Genomic DNA, 19,972 nt, shown 5'->3' with positions numbered 1-19,972 from the left:
ATAAAAATAGGAGTGATTTCAATGTTAAAAAAAATCGATTGGAAAGATGAATCAGGATTTACTTTAGTCGAAATGTTAATCGTTCTACTTGTGGTCAGCGTATTACTTTTATTAACTATCCCAAACATTGTGAAACAAAGTAAATCGATTAACGACAAGGGATGCGATGCGTTCATAACAATGGTACAGGGACAAGCACAGGCTTATCAACTAGAAAACAACAAAGTTCCTTCCCTTCAAGACCTTCTAACAGGAGGATATCTTAAAGGTGAGCAGAAAAAATGCCCTAACGGCAAAGACGTGAACATTGACAGCAGTGGGAAAGTGACAGAAGCTCCATGAAAAAAAATGGTTTCACTCTAATCGAAATGCTTCTCGTTCTCTCCATTAGCTTACTTCTATTAAGTATAAGTATTTTTCCAGCAGGCAATCTCTTGACACAAGTACTTGAGAAGCAAAGCCTGGATCAGCTAAAAATAGATATCATGCACTTGCAAGCAGAAGCAATCACTGCGAACCAAGAAACGAGTCTAGTTTTCGTCGGCACGAATAATACGTATTTTGGAAGCCTATCTACACCTAACGAATCTGTCATATCTAGAAAATTAACCCCCACGTTACAGTTTCAGGAGAAGAGCGAACAAACTTTTCGCTTTTCTCCACCATTCGGGAATATCAGCAAATTCAAGACGATCATCATCGAAGGCTACAGCAAAAAATATGCACTTATTTTCCAAATCGGGAAAGGCAGGTTTCGCATCGATGAACTATAATGGTTTCTCCTTACTAGAAAGTCTTTTTTCACTCAGTCTGTTGTCACTTATTATTTTATCACTTCTGCCCATGATGATGCAGATAAAAGAAAACTTGCACTATCAAAATCAACGAACGACAGCCTATCAACTGCTCGCCGAAGAAAGCATCTTCCATATAAACAACAGCTTATCATCCAGCTACACCGTCATCATCAAAAATCAAAGCTATCAAATAACTTACAATCAGGAGGTGAAGCAACTTTGCGCTACTTATGCTAAAGAAAATATTTGCTATGCTACGAAGTAACCACGCTTTTACACTGCTGGAATCTTTGTTTTCGTTACTAATCTTTGTAATCATTGCCTCCTTTGTGCCACTTATCTTTCAAAGTTACCAATCTGTATTAAAGGTGATGGATATTGATAAGAATTATGAATGGCAACTTTTCCTCAATCAAACAAGAAAAGAGCTTATGACAAGTTCGGAACTTACCGTGTCAGACCACAAAATAGATTTCTATTCACAATCAAAACTAATAACCTATGCATCCTATCAAAACATGACACGGCGTTCTGTCGATAATAAAGGCCACGAACCACTCTTAACAAATATCAAACAAGATAAATGGTTCAAAAAAGCAGATAATCAACTTGTTTATGAGGTCCTTTTTGAAGATGGCAACGAATTAACTGCACGTTTTTACATTCATACAGAGAGGAATAAATAATATGATACAGCAAAACGGCTTCACTTATGTTCTAACTCTCTATATTACTTTGCTAGGCATTATGATGATGTTAGGAGCAACCAGTATCTATAGCTCCAAGCTAGAAATGGAGAAGCAATTACAAAATTATTATCTCGCATCCACGTTGCTAAATTTATCGATTCATAATAATGTCTCCAAAATTAAATCTGGCAAAAAAACCTTTACCGAGAAACACAACAATACTGTTTTATGGTATAATTGGGCGGAAAGTACGGAAGATACTATTAGATATAATACTGTGACACAGCTAGATAATGGATATCTCCTGAAACAAAGCCTGATATGGGATATCCAATCGCAAAAAATAAGTCTTCTACCAAATTAAAATATTACAAAGGAGGACCTATATGAACCAAGTTGTCTTAACAGGATTTATGGGAGCTGGGAAATCAACTGTTGGCAGAATCCTTGCCGAAAATTTGGCGCTCCCCTTAATTGATATTGACACAGAAATCCAGTCAAAATTTCAATCGTCGGTCACAGAGATCTTTGCTCGTCTAGGGGAGTCTGTCTTTAGAAATGAAGAACACGACATGCTGATGCAAGTTTTACAACAGGAGGCTGTTATATCCACTGGTGGAGGTATTATTCTTTCTCCCCAAAATAGAGCCCAACTTCAATCAGCAGATTTTGTTGTTTACTTAAAAACAAGTCCTGATATATTTCTCAAAAGGCTAGAAGGCGATACAACACGACCTCTCATCCAAGAAAAAAGTCCTGAAGAAATAAAAATCTTATTTGATTCAAGGACCCAATTATACGAAGCAACCTCACATTTAGTTATTGAAACAGATCTTTTAACACCACAAGAAATTGCTAAAAAAATAAAAAAAAGAATTCCAAGTAAGGAAGGAGAAATCATGACACAACCAGTACTAGAAATAAATCATTTAGTAAAAACCATTGGTTCTAAACCGATTATTAAAGATATTTCATTTTCCGTGAATGAAGGCGAAATTTTCGGTCTCTTAGGGCCAAATGGCGCGGGTAAAACAACTATTATCCGCAGCATTGTCAAACTCATCAGCAAAACAAGTGGAGACATAACAATCTTAGGTAAAAATATCGACAACTTCTATACGGAAGCCATCCAACACGTTGGAGCTATTGTAGAAAATCCTGAGTTCTATCCATACATGACGGGTTTACAAAATTTAAAAACATTCGCATCTATGTCACGCACTAAAATTTCAAACGAACGCATTCATGAGATTATTCAATTAGTACACTTAGATAAAGCCATAAATAACAAGGTTAAAACCTATTCTTTAGGAATGAGACAGCGCCTAGGTGTCGCACAAGCACTGATTCATAATCCTAAACTTTTGATTTTTGATGAACCTACAAACGGCTTAGATCCTGAAGGAATGAAAGAATTTCGCTTACAAATGAAAACTTTAGCTAGCCAAGGTGTGAGCATCCTTGTTTCTTCACATTTACTAACAGAAATGGAACTGTTGTGCGATCGTTTTGCGATTATCGAACGTGGTGAACTGACACATATTGCTGATATGAAAGTGGAAAACGCCACTGAAAATGAACTGATCCATACATTCCGTATGCATTTAGAGCCTCTTGAACTTTCTAAACAACTGCTTACAGACTGGAATATTGACTACATACTCGATGACAACGCAGCTGCTCACTTCTTTATCCAATACATCCCTTCTGATATTCCCGAGCTTGTAAAGAAATTAGCATCCGAAGATATTTCTATTTTCACAATAGAAGCACACACTAAGACATTAGAAGATCGTTTCTTGGAAATAACTAAGTCAAATGGGGGTAGTATGGCATGATTTCATTAATTGCAAACGAGACAAAGAAACTAACACTACGATTCAGCACTTGGCTTTATCCACTTATTATTTTGGCTGTTATCCTAGCTTTATCTGCAAGTTTTAGATCATTTATTCCAGACCTCAACAATGTTCAACTGATGTTAACGATAAATAGTATTAGTATGTTTCTAGTTGCCCTGTTCTCCATTGTAATTGCGAGTGCTGTTGTATCTTCTGAATTTAGCTATGGCACAATAAAATTACTTTTGATACGCCCTTATAAACGTTGGCAAATACTTTTATCAAAGTATATCGTCGTGCTTATGTACGCCATTTTATTAACTATTTTTACTCTTATTATGACTTATATTATTGGTGGTATACTAACTTCTTTTGCTAGTTTCACACAAGATATTAGCACCGCTAATCCAGCCTATTCTGAGAGTGGAACCATCACTAATAGTGGGCAAACAGCAGCAAGTGCCCTAGGTTCGCAACTTGGCTTCTTCACAATACAGCTTATATTTTCTACATCAATTGCCTTTATGGTCTCCTCTTTACTACGCAGCCAAGCATTAGCTGTAGGTATTGGTCTGTTCCTTCTATTCGTTAACAGCATTGCTGGTGGCATAACACTCATGCTAGTGGGACAATTTCAATGGTTCAAATATATCTTTATGGCACCGCTCTACTACGTCAGCATGAATGCTAATGGAGCAGGAATGGATGTAAAAGGGCTTTCACCAGAGCTAGCTATCAGTATCTTAGCTGTGTACTACCTTATTTTTATGGCTCTAGCCTTTATATTCTTCCAGAAGAGAGACGTATCTGTTTAAATGCATATAACAAAAATGCCAGATGAATGACTATCTCCTTACGATAGTATTCTCTGGCATTTTAATACATCTTATCACGACGCTGAGTCAAATAAGTCATGTCTCTTGTTTTTAGGTCAATAATCTGGTCAAATAAATAGCCATACAAGCAATATTCGCCGTTAGGTGATGTCAAAATCGGCTCATTATTGACCAGTTCTAAAATCGTTTTGGCACTTTTAGCTTTAGGATCAATTTTTATAAGTTTAAACTCTCCACCATGGTTTGTTAATTTCTTACTCTCGTATGGCTCGAAGGTAAGAAAGGATTCTTGCTCTACATTCAAATCATAGAATGGAAAAAATGTGCCTAACTCATCGTACACTCTAGGAGCTTCGTATTTATAATATGATTGAAATCCAATCGTCCTAAAGTTATATATCATAGATTTTTCGTCCTTACTCGGTTCCGTTGTTAAAAGTGTATTAGCCGAAACAGCAAACTGGTAAATATCTGCTACTATCAAATTTTTAACCGACTTATCCCGGGCATCTTCTAAAAAAAGATCTCCTCTATCTTGTTGTGGTGTTGCTTTTTGATTAGAAACAAATAAGTTATCACTGTACCATGAAATAAACGGTGAATGCGTGTTTAATTTAGCCACATTACCAGATGAAATATCCCATTGAAAAACTTGATAGTTCCAGTCTGTATCAAATGTTGTCATAAACATCTTATCTTGATCATCTTGGTTCCAAGAAAACTCGATATTTTGCGGCTTTACTTCTTTCGAGCTCATCAACGATCCAGACATCGATATTATATCTAGCACAGCCATATCCTTACTCTTGGCAGAATAAATCAAGAAACGGTCTCGATTTGGACTGATGATTACTTCTGAAATAACATTAGCTGTTTCATATATTTGATGCCGTTTCCCAGTGAATACATTCAAGCTTTCAAAGATTATTTTTCTATCTTTTCGTAACTGTAAAAGAACATTTTCATCATCAATCCAGCCCACCACACGTTGAAAATCCTTAGATTGAATATTGGATGTCTTAATTTTATTGGTAGTAGCTGGTGTTTCTTTGTTGGCGGGTATCTCCTCGTTCTTACACCCATAGGAAAGAAATAAAAGTCCAAGGATAGTAATGATGAAACCTATGCGTATTTTATCCATCTCTCTCCCTCCAATTGCTTTATAGCTACTGTTATTTTACCCTGACTTTAAGAAGATGAAACAAACTTCCAACAGGCAAAAAAACTAGATGCATTACCACCGTTAATTCAGCGCCAGTATGCATCTAGAGCTATACATTCATTATTCAGCTGGTAAAGCTAGCCAAGCCGCGCCTAAGACACCGGCATCATTCCCAAGTGTAGCAATGGAAATGGAAGTTGATTCTCGAACAGCCGGGAAAACCATTCCTTCAAAATAGCTTTGAATTGGTTTCAATAGCGCTTCTCCCGCCGCTGAAACGCCTCCACCAATGATAATTTTTTCTGGGTTTAACATGTTTCCAATATGACTACATGCAAGCCCTAAATAGAAGCAAATGTGAGCCACGACTTGGCTTGCCAACTTATCTCCTTTAGCCGCAAGATCAAAAATCAACTTGGATGTTGTTTCCTCTGTTCCTTGTTTGATTATACTTTTTAATTCTGATTCTGATGCGAAGGATGTAGCTAAATCCTTCGCTACGCGAACAATCCCAGTGGCAGATGCAATTGTTTCCAAACAACCTTTTTTACCACATGTGCAAGCATACGCTTCTGGACTTGTATCCACAGTGATGTGTCCAATTTCTCCCGCAGCACCTTTTGCGCCATGAAGGATCTTTCCTTCTGCAAAAATACCACCGCCGACCCCAGTTCCTAGTGTTACAAAAAACACATTTGCTGAGCCCTCGCCCGCTCCTTGCCATCTTTCGCCTACTGCTGCGATATTAGCATCATTATCTAAATACACATCTAGTCCTGTGATATTCTTAAGGTCCGTGGCAACTTTTTGCTCCTTCGCCCAGTTCAAGTTATAAGCACCTTTTACTGTACCTGTTTCATAGTTAATAGTCCCAGGTGTGCCCATTCCAATACCATGGAAAATATCCTTATTTAATTGCAAGTCCCTTAGTTTCTGATTGATGCTATCACCAATATTTTGGACAATATGACCACCTTCATCTGAAATATCCGTTTCGACAGACCATTTTTCTTCAATTGTACCATCGGTTGTTAGAATCGCGATTTTTGCAGTTGTACCACCAAGGTCAACACCAATTAATTTCTTTTCCATTTTCACATATCTCCTAATCTGCTACTTTATTTTTAGCCTTCTCTTTGTCTAATTCTACTTTCAGAATAGATCTTGCGCGGGCATAGACTTCACGATCCAGCAATTTATGTTTAAACAGTTCAGTCAGCTCGTATTCCATCATTTCGATATCCCATTGTCGCTTCCCTAGATATACGATGATGCCGTATTTTTTCAGCAGTTGAGCCACATCATAGACTGTTTTCATAACGATACCTCTTATCTTGTTTGAATTTTATTCTCCAAGTATAGCTTATACTGCACATAATTTTCTGCGTCTTCTTGCTCCACAGCAATTGTCGCCTCTTTCAATGCTTGCTTTAGATCCCCCTGCATTTCATAACTTCTCGCCAGCAAAAAGTGCGCGTGCGGGTTAAACGGTTCTTGTGAAATGGCTTCACGTGCGTAGTTAGCAGCATCCTCTTCGTTTCCTTTAATTGTTGCGATGATTGCCAAATTTGTAAAACTGATCTCATCCGCACTTCCAGAAGACTGCAGTTGTTGAAGTATTTTTTGCGCAGTCGCATAGTCCTCATGTTGAATAAAGGCTCCTGCAACGGCATTGGCGTTCTGTGGTTCATAAGGATTTTGCCCTTTATTAAAGCCAAACCATAGGAAGAATGCCGTTAGTAAAATAACAGAGGCTCCGTATACAACCCGGCGCCAATGGAAGTACTGATGTGGTAGTGATAAGGCTCCTGCAATCAAGAAACCACCAACTAAACCACCAACATGCCCTGCTAAATCAATACCTTGTGAGAATAGATCAACAACAAGGTTCACAACCACCAATCCAGCGATACTAATTCCCAATGATCTTGCATATACATGCGGTTTCAACACTACTAAATACAACAAAGCGCCAAAAATACCAAATATCGCCGTACTTGCACCTGCCGCCACATTGATATTGAAGACAAAGCTCGCGACGACGCCAGTAATACCTGATAGGACATAAATCAGGGCGTAACGCCATTTCCCATATAATTTCTCTGCCATCGGGCCAATGATATATAAAACAACAGAATTCATGAGCAGATGCAACAAACCAATATGAATGAACATCGGTGTAATGAAACGCCACCATTCCCCTGCATATATGAGCGGATTGAATTTAGCACCCCAGCGAACAAGGTTAAATGTATTATTACTCGTTCCTCCGGTGAAGGTCATGATTAGAAATACTGCGATTTGGATCGCTAACAATATATATGTCACATAAGGCTTTTCTTTGCGAGCTTGTACTTGTTCCTCGCTTACTTTTGTAGTGATATAGTTGATAACAATGCTACGTTCTTTAGCAATCCTATCTTCATCTAGCTCATTTGGAACGTGAAAAGTTTCTGGTGGTACGCCTAAATCTAGGCACATTTGGTTCAATTGTTCATTCGCGTTTTCTTGATCGATTAATATATTATCTAAACTTATTTTCTCGTTCTCTGATTGAAGCGGCTTATCGAACCATTCCGAAATATCCCCAACTGGTTTAAAAGGCGTGATGTAAATATTGATGAGTGACAATTTCAAACGCCCCATCTGTTTGCGCAAGTCCTCGCATACATGCATCACTTGCTCAATATCACGTTCTACGACATTGGACCAACTGAGCTCCTTCATTTGAATTCGAATCACTGGTCTTTTCTTTTGTGCTGGATTATCTAACCATAATTCTTGCTTCTTTTCATGAAGGTGGATCAATCGATATCCTTCCTCAATAAGAAAATAGTTAGTTAATCGCCAAAAAATATACTGTTCTTGGAGGCTCAAAAAATTCCCTGCTTTCTTTTAAAATCCTATTTATAAGTACTACTATACGCAAAAAGGCGAGTATTGTAAATCAATCTCCGCCGATTTTTTGCTATTATTTCAGATTATTTTCAAGTACTAGTTTTTGAACGGGTAAATCATGAGCTTCTGGCGTGAAATCTGTCGATATTTGTTCTGCGTAACAGAGAGAAATCGTACGTCCTTCATATCCTGCTAAATAGCGGTCGTAAAAGCCAGCACCAAAACCAATGCGGTAACCATCAGGGCGAAAGAGAACACCTGGGACGATAAGTAAATCGATCTCTGCCTTGGCTAAAATCCGTGCCTTTGTCATCGGCTCATATAATCCTAAAGTTTTTTTCACAAGCTTATCATCGGACCGATACTCCCGGAATTGCATTGTCTTTGACTTGTTATCTGTTTCGGGTATCGATACACATTTCCCTTCTAGCCAAGCGCGCTCGATGATGGACTGTGTTGCCACTTCTGGAAAGCGTGCTATCGTAATGCCGATTGCTTGAGCCCTTTGCCAAACCTCTTCTTGAAAAAGTTGATTTGCAATTTGGAGGGAACGCTTTTTATATGTAGCTTCATCCATCTGTTTTAGTTGTTCCAGTATTTGCTCACGTAGGTAGGCTTTTGTTGACATCAGTATCTCCTCCCAAATCGTTTTTTCAATAAAAAAAGCAACAGGTGAAAATCCTGCTGCTTACTTAGTTTCGCGGTGTAAAGTAACACGACGCAATCTTGGACAATATTTTTTTAATTCAATACGTTCCGGGTTTTCACGTTTGTTTTTAGTAGTGATATAATTGCGATCGCCACACTCAGTGCATTCTAAAGTGATATTAACACGCATTCTATTTCCCTCCAGACTCTCATCAAACTGATTTTTTTATTTATCAGACCTGTATTATAATATCATTTTTAAGGGCTTTACGCAAGGATTCCTGAGCTTTTCTTTTTTATTTTCTTTACAATATCTATTTTTGACTATGTTTTTGATGGAATTTATGCTATAAATAGAAGTAGAGTTTAGGGAAAAGAGGTGTTATTAACACAATGACTGTTTTAATCATAATTCTCCTTGCCTGTTCTGTCGTCCTATTCTTGCTTTCATTTATGCAAAAAGGAAATAGCAAACAGTTAGAAAACGAGATGGAAGAAATTGCATCTCAATTAATGCAAGAGAACTTCGAATTAAAAAAAACGCGTGTCTACTCTAGAAAATACATTGAAGGTCGATGCTGATTCTGTCACACCTGTTCGCACTTCTAGCAAGAAACTTCGTGACTTAAGAAAAAAACAAATCATCACTTTGTATACGTCTGGTGTCACTATAGAAGAAATTGTCACACAATCGGAGCTTTCAGAGGACCAAGTAAATGAAATAATTGCTGAATACGTAGCTCATTAAATTAGAGAATTCATAGGAGGAAATAATACAATGAAACAATCACTTCGCATGCTGGCATTAGGTTTTTTAATCTCAGCAGTGCTACTACTTGTCTTTGATACATTCTTCTCGTCAAGCGCACAAGCAGAGAAATCGGCGGAGCCCAAAACAACAACCACAGCAAAATCAGCTAATAACGCTAGTTACAAAAAGAAATACGAAGATTTACTCGCAGCTCAAGAATTAGCAAAATCTCAAGCCGCAGAAGCTCAAAAGGCAGTCGCAGCTAAGAAAAAAGCAGAGGAAGAAAAAGCAAAACAAATCAAGAAGTTTACATTGGTTATCAAAAAAGGTGACCCTTCTTCCAAAGCAGGAAATGAATTACAAATAGCCGGTATAATCAAATCTGGCGCTGAGTTTGATAAATTCTTGCGCGCAAACGGTTATGAGAAATACGTTCGTGATGGTAGTTATGCTTTAACAAGCAATATGACTGCGGATCAAATCGCAAAAATCATTACAACATAAAAATTAACGAGTCAAACAGGTAAGCAGATTCCAACGCTTTCCTGTTTTTTTGTAGCAAAAACGCCCTACTTGTGTTATAATGATTCAGAATTCCCAGTATGAAAGGATGATGAAGTATGGCTATTGTAGAATTTCTAAACACAAACAGCAATCACATTTTGGGAGTGTTTAATTTGATTTAAAGCTCCCCTATTATAAAGGAGCGAAAACATTGACTATTATTAATTATGGATTTACAGATTTTTTTGAGTCGCAAACATTGCAAAGCGGGCTTATTCCTGCACGTGTCACCGCTGTTTTCAAGGATTTTTTTAAAGTTGTTTCAGAGGATGGCGAACATTTAGCGAAATTAAAGCATGTGGCTTTTATGGGGGCGATTAATACAGAATTACCAGCAGTTGGCGATTTTGTTGCACTGGAAAGTCACCCGCGAGACACATCTTTGATTCACGGTGTGCTAGATCGGAAAACCGTTTTTAAACGTAGCGATCCTGCTGGTGGCGAACAATTGGTGGCTGCTAACTTCGATTATGTCTTTATTGTTAGTTCACTCAATCATGATTTCAATATGAATCGGCTAGAGCGTTATTTGACCATCGCGTGGGATAGTGGCGCGAAACCTGTCGTTATTTTGACCAAGGCTGACCTGAGCGATAACGTGACACAAATTGTAACGGAAATCGAGCTCGTGGCTTATGGCGTTCCTATTTTTCCCGTGGATAACTTGTCAAAGCGTGGATTCGAGGATATCGAGCAATTTCTGAAACAAGGGGAAACCACCGTGTTACTCGGATCTTCTGGCGTCGGCAAGTCCTCTTTTATCAACGCTTTGTCAGGAGAAACATTGATGAAGACAAGTGAGATTAGAGAAGATGATTCTAAAGGGAAACATACGACCACGCACCGGGAGTTGCACCGACTCTCCACTGGCTTACTTGTTATTGATACTCCTGGTATGCGAGAACTTGGTATCGGGCAAGCAAGTCATGGCCTTGGTGAAACTTTCCAAGATATTGAGTTACTGGCGAACAATTGCAAGTTTCGTAATTGCCAGCACGGTAGCGAGCCAGGATGCGCCGTACAAAGTGCGCTAGAGGACGGTAGTTTACCTGAGACTCTCATTATTCCAATTGGCTCAAATTAAAGCGAGAACTGGCTTATTTTGAGCGTAAAAACGACCCTGTCTTACAACGTGCAGAAAAGCAGAAATGGAAAGCTGTTCATAAGGCACTGGAAACACAATATAAGTCCAATCTAAAAGCACGAAAAAAATAATAGATGGAAACGAGCCTGCCAATTTGGCGGGCTTTTTTGTGCATTATAAAGAAAGCACTCGCCGAAATGACGAGTGCTTTCCATACTTATTTATTATCCTTATTGTAAGGTTTTTTGTATCCTTCTTTACGTGGCGGACGGCTAGATTGTTCTGTGTCCCCATCTTTTTTCTCAATTAAGGCTTTGCGTGATACATTCACACGACCATGGTCATCGATTTCTGTGACTTTCACTTTGACGATATCGCCCATCTTCAAGATGTCCTCTACTTTTCCAACACGCTCGTGTGCTAATTCAGAAATGTGGATAAGACCATCTTTGCCTTTGAACAACTCAACAAAAGCTCCGAATTTCTCGATGCGACGTACTTTACCGTCATAGATTTCACCAACTTGTACTTCACGAACGATTTCTTCGATCATCGCTTTCGCTTTTTCAATCATAGCATCATCTTGAGACGCGATGAAAACTGTACCGTCTTGTTCAATGTCAATTTTAACGTCCGTTTCATCGATGATTTGGTTAATTTGTTTGCCGCCAGGTCCGATAACGTCTTTGATTTTATCTGGTTTGATGTTGATTGTTACGATCTTAGGTGCATATTCGGATAACGTTTCGCGCGGTGTATTGATCGTTGCTTCTAGGTGCTCCAGGATGTGCAAACGACCCGCTTTCGCTTGTGTCAATGCTTCTTCTAGAATTTGACGGCTAAGGCCATCGATTTTAATATCCATTTGTAGTGCAGTAATACCATCGCGTGTTCCTGCTACTTTGAAATCCATATCGCCGAAATGATCTTCCATACCTTGGATGTCAGAAAGGATCGTATAGTCATCACCAAGTTTCACAAGACCCATCGCAATACCTGCAACTGGGGCTTTGATTGGGACACCAGCGTCCATCATCGCAAGCGTCGATCCACAGATACTTGCTTGTGAACTCGAACCATTTGATTCCAAAACTTCGGAAACAAGGCGAATCGTGTATGGGAAATCCTCTTCGCTTGGAATAACTTGTTGTAATGCACGTTCACCTAAAGCTCCGTGACCGATTTCGCGGCGGCCTGGTGCACGGCGAGGTCCGGTTTCTCCGACGCTGAATTGCGGGAAGTTGTAGTGATGCATGAACCGCTTAGAATCTTCTAAACCAAGACCATCAATGATTTGGTGTTCACGAAGCGGTGCTAGTGTACATACGCTAAGTGCTTGCGTTTGTCCACGTGTGAACAGACCTGAACCATGGACGCGCGGTAAAATACCAACCTCAGATGATAGCGAGCGAATTTCATCCACTTTACGACCATCTGGACGTATTTTGTCTTGAGAAATAAGACGGCGCATTTCATCTTTTTCGAGTAGTTCTAGAATATGCTTCACTTCAGAGATCACTTCGGTAGCATCTTCTAGTTCTTTCGCTTCGTATTCCGCAATAACGGTTTCTTTTAACACGTTGATATTTTCTTCACGCGCTAGTTTTTCTTCGGTTTTGATCGCGATTTTCATATCTGCTTCTGCGCGAGCCTTCACTTCTGCTACAAGTTCTGCGTTTGGAACGAATAATTCGATTTCCATTTTTTCTTTCCCAACAGCTGCAACTATCTCTTCTTGGAACGCAATAAGGCGCTTAATCTCTTCGTGACCGAACATAATGGCTTCTAGCATCGCTTCTTCAGGCACTTCTTTCGCCCCTGCTTCTACCATGTTAATAGCTTCTTTTGTTCCGGCTACCGTCAAGCTAATATCGCTCTTTTCTTGGTCGGCAACGCTTGGATTAATAATATATTCACCGTTGACGCGACCTACATCAACACCTGCAATCGGCCCTTCAAAAGGAATATCCGAGATGGAGAGTGCAATCGATGAACCGAGCATCGCTGCCATTTCTGGTGAACAATCTTGCTCTACACTAAGTACTGTCGACGTAATTTGAACATCGTTACGATATCCTTCAGCAAAAAGCGGACGAATTGGACGGTCAATCAGGCGTGCTGTCAATGTTGCACGGTCACTTGGACGACCTTCACGTTTTAAGAAGCCGCCTGGTACTTTACCAACAGCGTACATCTTCTCTTCATAGTTTACAGTTAGTGGGAAAAAATCACCTGGTCTTGGTTTTCTAGAACCAACGGCAGCAGTGAGAACAACCGTGTCACCGTAACGAATTAATGCAGCACCGTTTGCTTGTTTTGCCATTTGACCAACTTCGATAACTAGCTCCTTGCCAGCCCATGTGGATTTGAATACTTGTTTTTCAGACATATTTTGATCTCCTTTTTGTTAGGAGCGTCCACTGTCCAATAGAAACTTTACCATGCATAATAATTCTTCACGCACGCCTTTTAAAATTTTTAAAAGACACGCATGAATCCAAAAACCTACTATTCTCTCACCAAGTTGAGGCTTGCACCCGTGGATTCAATGAATGGAGTTAATGTCTTCTTTTGTTATGTAATAGCACGTTTTTGGATTCATGCGATAAAGCTTCTTTCTATGTCAATGACTAGTGGGACGCTTCTTGTTTATTTTTTCAAAAAAAAACGGGACAAAAATATCCCGTTTTCCTTGTGTTTATCGACGTAAACCTAAACGTCCGATAAGTTCGCGGTAACGTGCAACATCTTTCTTACGTAGGTAAGTTAAAAGGTTACGACGATGACCGACCATTTTCATCAAACCACGATAAGAATGGTGATCCTTCTTGTGTTCGCGAACGTGTTCATTCAAACTGTTGATTTCTGCAGTAAGAACAGCGATTTGAACCTCTGGTGAACCAGTGTCCGTATCATGTACACGATATTCAGCGATAATTTCATTTTTACGCTCTTGTGTCAATGCCATTTCTTACACACCTCCTTCTTTTCTAATCCCCACATACTGAGCCAAGCGTTGGTGACTCGCAAAAAGCCAAGTAAGGGTTCTTTTTCGTACAGAGTTAAAGATACACTATTTCACTGTAAAAAGCAAGTAATAGCCAGAGTTTTTATGCGAAATATGCTCGTGTATCTACTTCGTCTTGCTTCAACTGTTCAATCAGACCTTCAACACCATTAAATTTCAGTTCTGGACGGAAATAATGGAACCATTCGATCTCGATTTCTTCGCCGTATATTTCTTGATGAAAATCTAGAATATACACTTCAATTGACATCTCCTGATCGTCTTTAAATGTGATATTATAGCCAATACTCGCCATACCAAGATGAATTTTTCCATTCACCTTAAATCGAACGGCATAGACACCTAACTTCGGAATTAGAAATCCTTCATCCACAGCGATATTTGCAGTGGGAAACCCGATAGTTCGACCTCGTTTATCACCATGAATAACCGTTCCTGTAATCGTATATGGATAACCTAGCAGTCGGTTTGCCTCGTCTAGTTGGCCTTCTGCAATATATTTGCGAATATTTGTCGAACTCACTTTATCATGCAAATCTTCCAATTTCTGAACGATTGTCACGTCAAATTGGCCTTGTGCATAATCAGCAAGCGCCGTCATTTTACCTGCTCCTTGACGTCCAAACGAATAATCGAATCCTGCTACAACGTGCTTCGCATTCAAGCCAATTAAGTAATTTGATACAAAATCTTCAGGGCTTAAATTCGAAAAAGCGGTTGTAAATCGAACAATGTATAAAATATCAACGCCGAGCTCTGCCATTTTACGTTTCTTTTCTTCGAGTGGCGTTAAATATTTCACTTGCTTACGCATTTGGCTGAGCACAACAGACGGATGTGGATCAAAGGTTAAAACAGCCGTTTTTATGCGACGCTTTTCAGCTTCTTTTTTAGCTGTGTTAATAACTTCTTGGTGCCCTCGGTGCAATCCGTCGAAAAAACCAAGTGCCATCACTTTTGGATCACGATTCATTTTTTCTGGCGGATGGTGCAAAAAATACGTTTCCATGAAATCCCCTTCTCTTTCTTTTCTCGCTATGTTTACCTCGCGAATTCACGGGTAAATTATACTGCGCAATCAATACGGAGTTACGAGAAGCTACCACGTTTTAAAAAATGGGGAGCTTCTTTTCGTTATGCCATTTTTAGTTTAATTTACCAGGTCGTAGTTCAATGACTTTTTCTGGTTTCCAAAAATCACGACGTTCCGGATGTTGGACATAGATTGCTGTGAGTTTGTTTTTGTGCAACAAGGCTACGCGACCTTTGCTACGTTCTTTAATAAATTGTTCTGGCAAGACGACACCGTTGAGTACTTTTTCGTATAAGGTATCGGAAATATCCTGTTTAACCATGTCAGATAAGCCATCCTCTAATGGGTATAGGAAGCTCGCCTCTTCTTCTTTGGCTCGCAAGTCTTCAATTTCAGCCAGTGTAAAACATTGTTCCTCTGTAAAAATACCGCTTTGTGTGCGCTTTAATGCAGACATATGTGCCGGATATCCAAGTTTTTCGCCAATCATCACGGCTAATGTTCGGATATATGTTCCTTTTCCGCATGTAATACGAATCCGGAAGGTATGCTGATCTGGATCTATTGGTACGTAAGGCTTTAGGAGTTCGATTGCATAAATATTCACCCTGCGTTTCGGTCGCTCTACCTCCATACCCTCTCGTGCATATTCATACAATTTGCGTCCTTTTACTTTGACGGCGGAATACATTGGTGGAATTTGTTCGATCTCGCCGACGAAGGACTTTGCTGCTTTTTCCACATCGATTGGTAGAATGGTTTCGGTGATCGCATTCGAGGCCACGACTTCTCCACTCGCATCTTCGGTCGTTGTTGCTGTTCCTAATGTGACTGTCGCCTCATACGTTTTACCTTCATCTGTAATGTATTCAGCGAGCTTCGTAGCGCGTCCGATACAGATTGGTAGTACCCCTTCCACATCCGGATCAAGCGTACCAGTATGTCCTACTTTTTTTGTCTGAAGAATTTTGCGTAATTTGAATACGCAGTCATGACTTGTCATGCCTTTTTCTTTCCATAAGGGGATAATTCCGTCCATCGCGCAAATCACTCCTTTCCTACATAAAGAAGGATAGACATCCGTAAAAACGGCACCTACCCTCCACTTATTTCTTATTCATTATCATTTAGACCACGCAATAGGTCGTCGATATGATTACCATAAGCAACAGAATGATCTATTTCAAAAAATAGTTCTGGTACTTTGCGTAAACGAATGCGACTTCCGATTTCAGAGCGAATAAACCGTGTGCTTTTTCTAAGGCTGCCAGAGCATCTTTTTGCTCTCTTTCTTCACCTAAAACAGAAACAAACACGGTTGCTTGTTGCAGATCTCCTGTGACATCGACACCTGTGACGGTTATAAATCCGATGCGCGGATCTCTTAATTTACGATTAAGGATGTCCCCAAGTTCTTTTTTCATTTGCTCTGCTACACGATTAGCTCGGACATTCATGTTTTCACCTCATTTTACAGACTTTCCATCGTTGTTTTGCCTCGCTCCCACTCTGGGAAAGAGTCGAGAAAAACAAGGACAGTATCCGCCATTTTTTCGGCTTGATTATGTGATTCACTGACAACAGCGAACCCGATGAGGGCGCGCTGCCATTTGTCTTGGAATCCAATTTCAGCAATGGAGATATTAAATTTTTGGCCAGCGCGTGTTAGAACGCGTTTTAAAATGGCTCGCTTTTGTTTCAATGTTTGTGGGGTCTGCAAAAACCACTCGGATTCGACGTAACGGATCATTTACGCTCGATTTCCTCCATGATGTAAGCTTCAATCACATCGTCTTCTTTAATGTCGTTAAATTTATCGATGGTGATACCACATTCGTAACCTTTGGCAACTTCTTTAGCATCATCTTTAAAGCGTTTCAATGTGCCGATTTCACCTTCAAAAACAACGATGCCATCACGGATAACACGAACGCCGCTGTCACGTGTGATTTTACCATCAGTAACGTAACAACCCGCGATTGTACCCACTTTGGATACGCTGATTGTTTGGCGAACTTGGGCTTGCCCGATAATTTTTTCTTGGAATTCTGGGTCAAGCATTCCTTTCATCGCCGCTTCGATTTCGTCGATGGCTTTATAGATAACGCGATGTAAGCGGATATCCACACCTTCATTTTCAGCGCCTTCACGTGCTTGTGTTGTCGGGCGAACGTTGAAACCGATGACGATAGCGTTTGACGCTGAAGCCAATGTAATATCTGATTCGTTGATAGCACCAACGGACGTATGGATAATTTTTACGTTAACGCCTTCTACTTCAATTTTACGTAGGGATGCAGCTAATGCTTCAACTGATCCTTGTACGTCCGCTTTGATGATAACGTTAACTTCTTTCATTTCTCCAGCTTTCATGTGCTCGAATAGATTTTCCAAACTCACACGGTTTGTCGCAGAACGTTGGGCTACAACGGCACGACTTGAGCGGGCTTCCCCAACGCTACGTGCTGTTTTTTCATCTTCAAAGACTACGAAACGGTCACCGGCTTGTGGTACGTCGCTCAGTCCAGTGATTTCAACGGGTGTACTTGGTCCAACTTTTTTCACGCGGCGTCCAATATCATTGACCATCGCACGAACGCGTCCAAATGTATGACCGACAACGATTGGATCGCCGACTTTCAGCGTACCATCTTGTACTAGAAGTGTCGCAACGGAACCACGACCTTTGTCTAACTCTGCCTCGATAACGCTACCGATAGCCAGACGGTCTGGGTTCGCTTTTAATTCTTCTACTTCGGAAACAAGCAGAATCATTTCAAGCAACGTGTCCAGTCCTTCGCCGAATTTCGCCGAGATTGGCACGAAAATGGTGTCGCCACCCCATGCTTCAGGAACTAATTCGTACTCGGTTAATTCTTGCATAACGCGATCTGCATTGGCTTGTGGTTTATCGATTTTGTTTACAGCAACAATGATTGGAACTTCCGCCGCTTTCGCATGGTTGATCGCCTCAATTGTTTGTGGCATAACGCCATCGTCTGCTGCTACAACAAGGATTGTAATATCGGTAATTTTCGCACCACGTGCACGCATCGTTGTAAAGGCTGCGTGACCAGGTGTATCTAGGAATGTAATTTTTTTTGTTGTGCACTTCTAGTTGGTAAGCACCGATATGCTGCGTGATTCCGCCGGCTTCCCCAAGTGTTACCTTCGTGTTACGCAGGGAATCAAGCAATGTTGTTTTACCGTGATCGACGTGACCCATGATTGTTACAACAGCTGGGCGCTCTACTTCTTTACCTTTATCTTCCTCAGGTGCTTCTTCAAAATAAACATCTAGATCTGTGATGTCAATTTTGATCTCTTCTTCTACTTCTACACCATACTCACCACAAACAAGTTCAATGGCATCTTTGTCTAAACCTTGGTTAATCGTTGCTACGACACCGAGCATGAATAGTTTTTTGATGATTTCTGATGGCTCACGGTATAATTTACGCGCTAGTTCGCCAACGGTAAGTGACTCTGAGAATACGATTTTTTCTGGAAGCTCTTTTGGCTTCGGTGGTGTCGGTGGTACTGTACTGTGATTACGTTTTCCTTTGTATTTGGTGTTGTTTTTGCGACCGCGGTTTTGGTTGTTGCGATTGCCACCTTGGCTACGATTTCCTCCACCTTGTGCGTTTCCACCCGGTCGGCTTTGTCCACCGCTATTATTCGGGCGATTTTGCCCGCCTTGCGTTGGTTTGTTCGCACTTGCTGCTGGTTTGGCTGCGCCTTGTGACGCTGGTTTATTCGAATTATTATTTGGTTTCGATTGATTTGATTTATCATTCATATTTGGTTTATTAGACCCCTTACTTTGACCTGCTTCGTTTGGTGCTTTAGGTTGGCTGCTTGGCGCGGCAGATTCTTTTTTCGGTCCAAGCAATGTTTTGTCAAGTTGTCGTAATGCATTTTCGTTAATGGTAGACATGTGGTTGGCGACTTCAACGCCTAACGCTTGTAGTGTTTCGATGACTTTTTTACTAGGTAATTGGTGTTCTTTTGCGTATTCATATACACGAACTTTACTCATGTGACACACCTCCGTTAAGATTTCACCCGAGTAATTCCGTTAATTTTGCCGCAAATCCTTTATCCATTACTGCAATAATGGCCCTTGCATCTTTGCCGATCGCACCGCCTAGCTGTTCACGGGTGCCGGCTTTCACAAGCTGGACATCGTAATACTGGCATTTGTTACGGATTGTTTTCTCGGTTTTTTCTGATATATCTTCTGAAATGATGACTAGACGTGCTTTTTGACGTCTCACTTCTTTCAAAACTAGTTCTTCGCCAGTCACGAGTTTGCGAGCGCTATAAGCGATTCCAAGCAAGGAATAAGCTTTGTTATGATCCATGATTTGCTCCTTCAATCGTCTTTACGTATGCAATTAATTGATCGTAAAAACCGTCTTGTTCTGGCATCTTCATCTGTTGAAAAATACTATTCTTCTTTTTTGCTTTTTCAGCAACCTTGCTGTCAATGATGATATAAAAGCCACGACCAGGCGCTTTTCCACTAGGATCTATCGTAAGTACACCGTCTTTGGAGTAGGCAATACGTAAAAGTTCGCCTTTTGGTTTGCGTTCACCGGTTACAATACATTTTCTTAAGGGAATTTTTTTGTTACGCAT

General features: G+C 40.2%; 20 protein-coding genes and 4 pseudogenes. 9 read left to right on the top strand and 15 right to left on the bottom strand.

All coding sequences use genetic code 11. The features are described from left to right. Positions 1–21 precede the first annotated feature (21 nt). The 7 genes and pseudogenes from comGC to PGRAN_RS02990 all read left to right on the top strand — a co-directional run bounded on the left by comGC (position 22) and on the right by PGRAN_RS02990 (position 4,142). Positions 22–342: a competence type IV pilus major pilin ComGC gene (gene comGC / locus PGRAN_RS03015; RefSeq protein ID WP_036064941.1), complete on the top strand. Its 321-nt coding sequence runs from the start codon at positions 22–24 to the stop codon at positions 340–342. Beyond that, the gene (gene comGD, locus PGRAN_RS03010) at positions 339–773 is read left to right on the top strand and encodes a competence type IV pilus minor pilin ComGD (protein WP_036064940.1); all 435 of its coding nucleotides are present in this window, start codon (positions 339–341) and stop codon (positions 771–773) included. Before comGC ends, comGD begins: the two co-directional genes overlap by 4 nt. Next, the gene (comGE, locus tag PGRAN_RS16540; RefSeq protein WP_149023962.1) at positions 763–1,062 is read left to right on the top strand and encodes a competence type IV pilus minor pilin ComGE; all 300 of its coding nucleotides are present in this window, start codon (positions 763–765) and stop codon (positions 1,060–1,062) included. Before comGD ends, comGE begins: the two co-directional genes overlap by 11 nt. Then, the gene (comGF, locus tag PGRAN_RS03005; RefSeq protein ID WP_206537351.1) at positions 1,049–1,483 is read left to right on the top strand and encodes a competence type IV pilus minor pilin ComGF; all 435 of its coding nucleotides are present in this window, start codon (positions 1,049–1,051) and stop codon (positions 1,481–1,483) included. Before comGE ends, comGF begins: the two co-directional genes overlap by 14 nt. 389 nt (positions 1,484–1,872) lie before the next feature. Continuing rightward, positions 1,873–2,352: pseudogene (locus PGRAN_RS17695) on the top strand (shikimate kinase); the annotation flags it as partial. A gap of 33 nt (positions 2,353–2,385) precedes the next feature. Then, positions 2,386–3,324 (top strand): ABC transporter ATP-binding protein, encoded by a 939-nt coding sequence (locus PGRAN_RS17690; protein ID WP_036065274.1) that lies wholly within the window; start codon positions 2,386–2,388, stop codon positions 3,322–3,324. Continuing rightward, entirely contained in the window at positions 3,321–4,142 is an 822-nt protein-coding gene (locus PGRAN_RS02990; RefSeq protein ID WP_051998397.1) for an ABC transporter permease, read from the top strand. The genes PGRAN_RS17690 and PGRAN_RS02990 overlap by 4 nt, the downstream gene beginning before the upstream one ends. 61 nt (positions 4,143–4,203) lie before the next feature. On the opposite strand, the gene PGRAN_RS02985 is transcribed toward PGRAN_RS02990, so the two are convergent. The 6 genes from PGRAN_RS02985 to rpmG all read right to left on the bottom strand — a co-directional run bounded on the left by PGRAN_RS02985 (position 4,204) and on the right by rpmG (position 9,061). Further along, a complete protein-coding gene (locus PGRAN_RS02985) occupies positions 4,204–5,304 on the bottom strand; it encodes a YqgU-like beta propeller domain-containing protein (RefSeq protein ID WP_036064937.1) in 1,101 nt (366 codons plus the stop codon). Between the two features lie 141 nt (positions 5,305–5,445). Continuing rightward, positions 5,446–6,417: an ROK family glucokinase gene (locus tag PGRAN_RS02980; protein ID WP_036064936.1), complete on the bottom strand. Its 972-nt coding sequence runs from the start codon at positions 6,415–6,417 to the stop codon at positions 5,446–5,448. Between the two features lie 13 nt (positions 6,418–6,430). Continuing rightward, complete coding sequence (locus tag PGRAN_RS02975) at positions 6,431–6,643, bottom strand: YqgQ family protein (RefSeq protein ID WP_036064935.1); 213 nt, start codon at positions 6,641–6,643, stop codon at positions 6,431–6,433. 11 nt (positions 6,644–6,654) lie between these two features. Then, positions 6,655–8,202, bottom strand: a complete 1,548-nt coding sequence (locus PGRAN_RS02970; RefSeq protein ID WP_036064934.1) for a rhomboid family intramembrane serine protease — start codon at positions 8,200–8,202, stop codon at positions 6,655–6,657. A 94-nt stretch (positions 8,203–8,296) separates the two neighbouring features. Further along, positions 8,297–8,851: a 5-formyltetrahydrofolate cyclo-ligase gene (locus tag PGRAN_RS02965; protein WP_036064933.1), complete on the bottom strand. Its 555-nt coding sequence runs from the start codon at positions 8,849–8,851 to the stop codon at positions 8,297–8,299. A gap of 60 nt (positions 8,852–8,911) precedes the next feature. Further along, entirely contained in the window at positions 8,912–9,061 is a 150-nt protein-coding gene (gene rpmG / locus PGRAN_RS16145) for a 50S ribosomal protein L33 (RefSeq protein WP_003719608.1), read from the bottom strand. Between the two features lie 588 nt (positions 9,062–9,649). On the opposite strand from rpmG, the gene PGRAN_RS02955 reads away from it, so the two are divergent. Further along, on the top strand, positions 9,650–10,126 hold the full coding sequence (locus PGRAN_RS02955) for an MltG/YceG/YrrL family protein (protein WP_036064932.1): 477 nt from the start codon (positions 9,650–9,652) through the stop codon (positions 10,124–10,126). A gap of 211 nt (positions 10,127–10,337) precedes the next feature. Next, positions 10,338–11,401 (top strand): annotated as a pseudogene (gene rsgA / locus PGRAN_RS02950) (ribosome small subunit-dependent GTPase A). A gap of 86 nt (positions 11,402–11,487) precedes the next feature. On the opposite strand, the gene pnp reads toward rsgA, so the two are convergent. From pnp to rnpM, 9 genes and pseudogenes are all read right to left on the bottom strand, one after another. Beyond that, positions 11,488–13,659, bottom strand: coding sequence for a polyribonucleotide nucleotidyltransferase (pnp, locus tag PGRAN_RS02945; protein WP_036064931.1), 2,172 nt, complete (start codon positions 13,657–13,659; stop codon positions 11,488–11,490). Between the two features lie 309 nt (positions 13,660–13,968). Then, complete coding sequence (rpsO, locus tag PGRAN_RS02940; protein WP_036062005.1) at positions 13,969–14,238, bottom strand: 30S ribosomal protein S15; 270 nt, start codon at positions 14,236–14,238, stop codon at positions 13,969–13,971. 142 nt (positions 14,239–14,380) lie between these two features. Further along, positions 14,381–15,307 carry a bifunctional riboflavin kinase/FAD synthetase gene (locus PGRAN_RS02935; protein ID WP_036064930.1) on the bottom strand — a complete coding sequence of 309 codons (927 nt, stop codon included), beginning with the start codon at positions 15,305–15,307 and terminating at the stop codon, positions 14,381–14,383. A gap of 136 nt (positions 15,308–15,443) precedes the next feature. Beyond that, positions 15,444–16,370, bottom strand: a complete 927-nt coding sequence (truB, locus tag PGRAN_RS02930) for a tRNA pseudouridine(55) synthase TruB (protein WP_036064927.1) — start codon at positions 16,368–16,370, stop codon at positions 15,444–15,446. A 74-nt stretch (positions 16,371–16,444) separates the two neighbouring features. Further along, positions 16,445–16,755: pseudogene (gene rbfA, locus PGRAN_RS02925) on the bottom strand (30S ribosome-binding factor RbfA). Positions 16,756–16,802: 47 nt separating this feature from the next. Continuing rightward, the gene (locus PGRAN_RS02920; protein ID WP_036064925.1) at positions 16,803–17,081 is read right to left on the bottom strand and encodes a DUF503 domain-containing protein; all 279 of its coding nucleotides are present in this window, start codon (positions 17,079–17,081) and stop codon (positions 16,803–16,805) included. Continuing rightward, positions 17,078–19,370, bottom strand: a pseudogene (infB, locus tag PGRAN_RS02915) (translation initiation factor IF-2). The gene PGRAN_RS02920 and the pseudogene infB overlap by 4 nt, the downstream one beginning before the upstream one ends. 22 nt (positions 19,371–19,392) lie before the next feature. Continuing rightward, the gene (locus PGRAN_RS02910) at positions 19,393–19,695 is read right to left on the bottom strand and encodes a YlxQ family RNA-binding protein (protein ID WP_036064923.1); all 303 of its coding nucleotides are present in this window, start codon (positions 19,693–19,695) and stop codon (positions 19,393–19,395) included. Next, on the bottom strand, positions 19,685–19,972 hold the full coding sequence (gene rnpM / locus PGRAN_RS02905; protein WP_036064921.1) for an RNase P modulator RnpM: 288 nt from the start codon (positions 19,970–19,972) through the stop codon (positions 19,685–19,687). The genes PGRAN_RS02910 and rnpM overlap by 11 nt, the downstream gene beginning before the upstream one ends.

Source organism: Listeria grandensis FSL F6-0971, assembly GCF_000525835.1.
Taxonomy (GTDB): domain Bacteria; phylum Bacillota; class Bacilli; order Lactobacillales; family Listeriaceae; genus Listeria_A; species Listeria_A grandensis.
The sequence above is the reverse complement of the archived record's forward strand: the minus strand, read 5'-3'. Positions and strand labels throughout refer to the sequence as shown.